General features: G+C 57.0%; 6 protein-coding genes. 2 read left to right on the forward strand and 4 right to left on the reverse strand.

From position 1 onward, the window contains the following. Window positions 1–47: 47 nt before the first annotated feature. Together frsA and gpt are read right to left on the reverse strand one after the other, a co-directional pair. A complete protein-coding gene (frsA, locus tag CWM57_RS11730) occupies window positions 48–1292 on the reverse strand; it encodes an esterase FrsA (RefSeq protein WP_061155661.1) in 1245 nt (414 codons plus the stop codon). 105 nt (window positions 1293–1397) lie between these two features. Next, window positions 1398–1856 (reverse strand): xanthine phosphoribosyltransferase, encoded by a 459-nt coding sequence (gene gpt, locus CWM57_RS11735; RefSeq protein ID WP_002889733.1) that lies wholly within the window; start codon window positions 1854–1856, stop codon window positions 1398–1400. Window positions 1857–2113: 257 nt separating this feature from the next. Here gpt and pepD point away from each other — a divergent pair, with 257 nt between their 5' ends. Continuing rightward, window positions 2114–3571: a cytosol nonspecific dipeptidase gene (pepD, locus tag CWM57_RS11740; RefSeq protein ID WP_100676237.1), complete on the forward strand. Its 1458-nt coding sequence runs from the start codon at window positions 2114–2116 to the stop codon at window positions 3569–3571. 42 nt (window positions 3572–3613) lie between these two features. On the opposite strand, the gene CWM57_RS11745 is transcribed toward pepD, so the two are convergent. Further along, the gene (locus CWM57_RS11745; protein WP_100676238.1) at window positions 3614–4066 is read right to left on the reverse strand and encodes a GNAT family N-acetyltransferase; all 453 of its coding nucleotides are present in this window, start codon (window positions 4064–4066) and stop codon (window positions 3614–3616) included. Window positions 4067–4068: 2 nt separating this feature from the next. Further along, the gene (dinB, locus tag CWM57_RS11750) at window positions 4069–5124 is read right to left on the reverse strand and encodes a DNA polymerase IV (protein ID WP_100631385.1); all 1056 of its coding nucleotides are present in this window, start codon (window positions 5122–5124) and stop codon (window positions 4069–4071) included. 160 nt (window positions 5125–5284) lie between these two features. Here dinB and CWM57_RS11755 point away from each other — a divergent pair, with 160 nt between their 5' ends. Continuing rightward, window positions 5285–6145: a glycerophosphodiester phosphodiesterase family protein gene (locus tag CWM57_RS11755; protein ID WP_100676239.1), complete on the forward strand. Its 861-nt coding sequence runs from the start codon at window positions 5285–5287 to the stop codon at window positions 6143–6145. Window positions 6146–6489 lie beyond the last annotated feature (344 nt).

The raw sequence follows: 6489 nt of genomic DNA on the forward strand, positions 1-6489 counted from the left end.
TTTAGTGATGCAACTGTTTTACCAAACCAATAGAATTTAGCAATAAATTAACCAAATCTATGATTGATCCAGCGGGCGATCTGTCGCAATGCGTGATCAAAATTGCGATACACCGGGTTAAACGGGATCTCCAGCAGTTTGCCATCGGCAGATGACGAAGTGATTAACCGCGACTCTTCTTCGGGGCTGAACGGATCGTCCTTCCAGAAGCCGGAAAGCATCGGCGTCGGGCAACGGCGCCCCAGCAGTCCCTGGGTTTTTAACGAGTAGCGGTTGAGCTCCACGCGCAGCGCTTCATCGGACGCGTCATGCATGCCCAGCCGCGAGGCCAGCACGTCAAGATACATCTCCGGCACGCGCCCCTGATGCAGGGGATCCACCAGCAGACCATGAACGACCGGGCCCAGACACGCCACAGCCTTCAGCCGCTGCGGCTCCAGGTAACCCAGACGGACCGCAATATTGGCGCCAAAGCGGAAGCCAAAGGCCGCGACCCGGGTGTGATCGACCCACGGTACATTTTCCAGATGGCGCAGCGCGTGCTGGTGCAGCAGGCTGGTGTCCTGATTCAGCGTCCATTTTGACGAGAAGCCGATGGAAGGCATATCGATCGTCAGCATGGCAATGCCGAGCGGTGAGAAGTAATTCTCATACAGGTTGTAATAATCCGTCTGCAGCGAGTCCAGCCCTCCGCACATCAGCACCGTCGGAAACGGCCCATCGCCTTTTGGCGTATGCAAAAAGCCGGTTATTGGCGAACCGCCAGGGATGGTGAACTCCAGCTCGCGCAGCGAGCCCGGCAGCCGCTGGGCGGCTTCTTCATACGCCCGGTTGGCTAAAGCCTGCGCCTGTTCGGCCAGCTCATCGCCTTTAATATGCGGATAAGCGGCAATGCTATACAAGTTCGATGCATGCAACCAGTGGCGGCCGCTCAGCAAAGGATCGGCTTCCTGCCCGGCCTTTTGCTGCCACTGCATGGCCTCTTTCGCCCACTCAAAGATCCAGTTGCCGCCGCGATAGCCGATAACGGTATCGAACAGCTCTGGATCCGTTCGTTCGGCCTCGCTCATCACAATACGCGCTTGCACATCGAGGATCTCCTGCGGGGTCACGCCGCGCCAGATCCACATCAAACGGTTGATCAGACGGTACCAGTGATCGACGTGATTGCCGCTTAGCGCCGACTGCATCGCCGGGGGCTTTCCGGCAGAAAACCGACGCACCAGCGTAGAGGTTTCGGGATGTTTGAAGCGAGGTTTAAACAGCGTTTCGCTGAGGTTAGCCTGTGACATGTGCAGTCTCCGTCGTAGTGCCACTCCTGTTATTGTAACCTGCTAAAGGATAAAAAAAACCACGCCCGGCAAGCCGGGCGTGGTAAATAGCACTGTCCTGAAGAATTAACGACCTGCGATAGGCGGTACAAAGACCACGCCCATATCCCACGGCTGTTCAATCCAGGTATCCTGAGGAATATCAACAACGTAATCATCCACCAGCGGGCGGCCTGCCGGCTTGGCGAAAATAGTGACAAAGTGCGCTTTTGGATACATTTCGCGGATCGCCACGGCGGTACCGCCGGTATCCACCAGATCGTCGATGACGATAAAGCCTTCGCCATCGCCTTCCGCACGTTTCAGCACTTTCAGCTCGCGCTGGTTATCATGGTCGTAGCTGGAGATGCATACGGTATCAACATGACGAATGCCCAGTTCACGCGCCAGTAAGGCTCCCGGTACCAGTCCACCGCGGCTGACGGCAATAATGCCTTTCCATTGCTCAACCGGCAGCAAACGGCTGGCCAGTTTGCGGGCGTGAATCTGCAACATGTCCCAGGTGACGACGTATTTTTCGCTCATGTGAAGTGTCCCAGCCTGTGTAATACGGCTTAAATAATGTTCGAGGGGGAAAATGGTTGCGCGAGATTATAGAGATCTGACGCACTAAAAACCAGTGTTAAGCGGTTTGCGCAACGCTTTTTGCGTTGTTTACACTACCTGCGGCGGTGGAAAGTGGTATTCTCAACCTCATCGCGCAAGCCCGGGCTTGTTGTGTATTTTATTGCTAACCCTCGTCCTGCAACCGCTGTATGCAGGAGTTTGTAAGGAGACTTACCGTGTCTGAACTGTCTCAACTATCCCCGCAGCCGCTTTGGGATATTTTTGCCAAGATTTGCTCCATCCCGCACCCGTCCTATCACGAAGAACAGCTCGCCGAGCACATTATGGGTTGGGCAAAAGAAAAAGGCTTACACGCGGAACGTGACCAGGTTGGCAACATTCTGATTCGTAAAGGCGCGACTGCCGGTATGGAAAACCGCAAGCCGGTAGCGCTGCAGGCGCACCTCGATATGGTGCCGCAGAAAAACAACGACACCGTCCACGACTTCGCCAAAGATCCGATTCAGCCGTACATTGACGGCGAATGGGTGAAAGCACGCGGCACCACGCTGGGCGCGGATAACGGCATCGGGATGGCGTCCGCACTGGCGGTGCTGGCCGACGACAGCGTCGCTCATGGCCCGCTGGAAGTGCTGCTGACCATGACCGAAGAAGCCGGTATGGACGGCGCGTTCGGTCTGCAGGCCAAATGGCTGCAGGCGGATATCCTGATCAATACCGACTCCGAAGAAGAAGGCGAAATCTACATGGGTTGCGCCGGCGGGATCGATTTCACCTCTAACCTGGCGCTGACCCGCGAAGCGATTCCGGCCGGGTTCCAGAGCTTTAAAGTAACCTTAAAAGGGCTGAAGGGCGGCCACTCCGGCGGTGACATTCACCTGGGTCTGGGCAACGCCAACAAGCTGCTGTCGCGCTTCCTCGCCGGCCACGCCGATGAGCTGGATCTGCGTCTGGTCGATTTCAACGGCGGTACGTTGCGCAACGCCATCCCGCGTGAAGCATACGCTACCGTCGCCGTCGCCGCGGATAAAACCGATGCGCTGAAAGCGCTGGTGAATACTTACCAGGCGCTGCTGAAAAACGAGCTGGAGGCCAAAGAGAAGAACCTGGTGGTGCTCCTGGAAGCGGTCGATAACGACAAAGCGGCGCTGACTCAGGCTTCCCGCGACGGTTTCATCCGCCTGCTGAACGCCACGCCGAACGGGGTTATCCGCAACTCTGACGTGGCGAAAGGCGTGGTGGAAACCTCGCTGAACGTCGGCGTCGTCACCATGACCGATGACAACGTGCAGATCCACTGCCTGATCCGCTCGCTCCTCGACAGCGGCAAAGACTACGTGGTCAGCATGCTGGATTCTCTGGGTAAACTGGCAGGGGCGAAAACCGAAGCCAAAGGCGCTTACCCTGGCTGGCAGCCGGACGCCAACTCGCCGGTAATGCATCTGGTGCGCGAAACCTATCAGCGTCTGTTCAACAAGACGCCGAACATCCAGATCATCCACGCAGGTCTGGAATGCGGTCTGTTCAAAAAACCGTATCCGGAGATGGACATGGTCTCCATCGGGCCAACCATTACTGGTCCGCACTCCCCGGATGAGCAGGTACATATCGAGAGCGTCGGCCAGTACTGGACGCTGCTGACCGAGCTGCTGAAAGCCATTCCGGCTAAATAAGCACCACAACCGGCGGCGGCCCGCCGCCGGTTTTCCCCCGCATCACCTTAGCGCCACGCGTTTTTCCATCCGGTAGTTAATAAACCACTCCCCGCGAGCCGCCACCCGCTGTTCCGCCACCATGTCAAAACCATGGGCCGTAAAACAGGGCTTTGCGGTAATGCTCGCGTCCACCGTCAGGATTTGCTCAGGATACTTAGCGCAGAGCGCTTCGATAAGCGCGCCGCCGATACCCTGCCGGGCGTGATCCGGCGAGACAAAGAGCAAATCGATATGCGTCCCGATGGCGGTGATAAAGCCAACCGGTTGATTGTTGACCACGGCCACCCGCCCGATTGAGTCAGCCAGCTTTTGCCGCCAGCGCGTCTCATCCACCTGTGCCCAGGCCGCAATCTGCGCCGGGGTATAGTCCCGGCTCGCCGTTTCCTGCACCGCGCGCAGGAAGACCTCGCAGAGCATGGGCAAATCGCTGTCACGGTAAGGACGAATGTGCATGGTTAAATCCCTAATAAAAGCTGCCTTTCCAGCTGCGGATCGAGCAGCGTCACGTGGAGTCCAACCAGACGCACGCCCCGTCCGCCGCGGCGCTCATCCCAGGCTTTGTGGGCGGTGGCAATCAGATCTTCTTTGTTCAGCCGCGGCCAAACGTGCTCCTGGGTGGTCTGCTGGAAGTCATTGAATTTCAGTTTAATGCCCTGGCGGGCGATCAACAGGTCCGGTTTGACCTTTGCCAGCCGGCGCTCCAGCTCGGGATAGAGGTTTTCGATAATCGCTTCGCACGCTGACCATTCGTGGATATCTTCCACTAACGTCCGCTCCACGCCCACCGATTTACGTTGCCGGTCGTTATGGATTTCGCGCTCATCAATCCCGTGGCTGCGCTCCCACAGAATACGCCCGAATTTTCCGAAACGCTTGAGCAACATGACCAGATCGCTGTTCTGCACATCGCCACAGGTACGCAGGCCCATATTTTCCAGCTTCGCCGCCGACACCTTTCCGACGCCGGGTATTTTCGCCAGCGGTAACGCCCGCACAAACTCAGCCACCTGATGGGGAGCGATAACGAACTGGCCGTTGGGTTTATTCATATCGGAGGCGATTTTGGCGAGAAACTTCACCGGCGCCACGCCCGCCGAGGCGGTGAGATGCAGCTCCCGTTCAATGGTCTCGCGGATCTCCTGAGCCATCAGGGTGGCCGAGCCATGACAATGCACGCTGTCGCTAACGTCAAGGTAGGCTTCATCCAGCGACAGCGGCTCAATACGCGAGGTATAGCGGGAGAAAATTTCGCGGATATGGTTCGAGGCTTCTTTGTAAGCATCAAAGCGGCCGGGAAGCAGCGTGAGATGCGGGCACAGCTTGAGCGCCGTCGCCGTCGGCATGGCGCTGCGCACGCCAAACTTGCGCGCAGGATAGTTCGCGGTACTAATCACGCCACGCTGTACCCGACTGCCGCCTATCGCAATGGGAATATCGCGCAACGCCGGGTTGTCGCGCATCTCCACCGCCGCAAAGAAACAGTCCATATCGACATGGATAATTTTACGCATCGTCAGACTCAACACTGTATACCCATACAGCATAGCAAAAACTGCGCGCCAGTTTGATGCTTTTTTTACTGCGGTAGTCAAAAAAACGCTGACAACATAAAAGTGCAATAAATCATGTTTATTTTCATAACGTTAATCAACTAATCTGAAAGATACCATCATGAAGAAACGACTCACCGCCCTTTGCCTGCTGGCCACCACCAGCGCTTTAGCTAACCCACAGCTGATTGCCCACCGCGGCGGTACCGGCGATGCGCCGGAAAATACCCTGCCGGCTATTAAACTGGCGCTGGAGAACCACGCGGAGGCCATTTGGGTCACGGTGCAGTTAAGCCGCGACGGCGTACCGGTACTCTACCGTTCAAGCGATCTTTCCGCCCTGACCAACTCAGAGGGTAAGATCTCCAGCTTAACCGCCGCCGAGCTGGCGACAGTCGATGCCGGCTGGAAATGGGGGGATGACAGCCACCCGTGGCGCGGTAAGCTAGCCACGATCCCGACCCTGCAAAGCGTGCTGCAACAGTGGCCGCACACTTTTTTCTATATCGATATCAAATCTCCGGATGCCGATCCGGCGATAATGGGTGAGCGCCTGCTTGAAGTGTTAAAAGCCACCAACAGCCTCGATCGCGTACGGGTTTATTCTACCGAAGACCGCTATATCGCGGCCCTGCCGCCAGCCATCCCTCGCTTTGTCACTCGCAGTGAAACCCGCACCAGGCTTGCCAATATTTCGCTCAGCCATCAGTGCCAGCCAGGGAGTCAACGCGATGGTGAGCAGTGGTATGGACTGGAGTTGAAGCGCAAGGTAGAGGTGGTGGAGAAGTTTACCCTTGGGGAAGGGATCTCCCCGGCGACGCTTACCTGGGATAAAGAGGCGATGAATTGTTTCCGTTCGCAGGGCAAAGCACACATTATTTTCTTCGGCATCAACAGTGCAGAAGACTACCGCACGGCGAAGGAACTGGGCGCCGACGGGGTGATGGTGGATTCTCCTGCGCAGGCGAAAAGCTGGCAGTAAGGGAGTCAACGGGTAACAAAGGCCGCGAAAGCGGCCTCACATTGCTGGCATGCTATTGCCGGGTGGCGGCTGGCGCCTGACCCGGCCTACGGTCCCAAATCACCGCCGGGCCTGGGGCAACTGAAACTGCCGGTGCTGGCGGCCTCAACATCGCTGAGACGTTCCCGGAAGGCCGGGGCAGCCCGCATGGATGCGGGCTGAGGGCCGTGTTTTGCACGGATAATGAGATGGACGCTCCAGATTTTACGGTATCAAAGTACCAGACTGGATCGTTGCAATACGTCCTAAAAAATGAGGAGCGTCCACATGAAAGTATCAACTCTTGGTATCGACCTGGCAAAGAA

The organism is Klebsiella sp. G-Nf4, from assembly GCF_002810615.1.
GTDB lineage: Bacteria > Pseudomonadota > Gammaproteobacteria > Enterobacterales > Enterobacteriaceae > Klebsiella > Klebsiella variicola.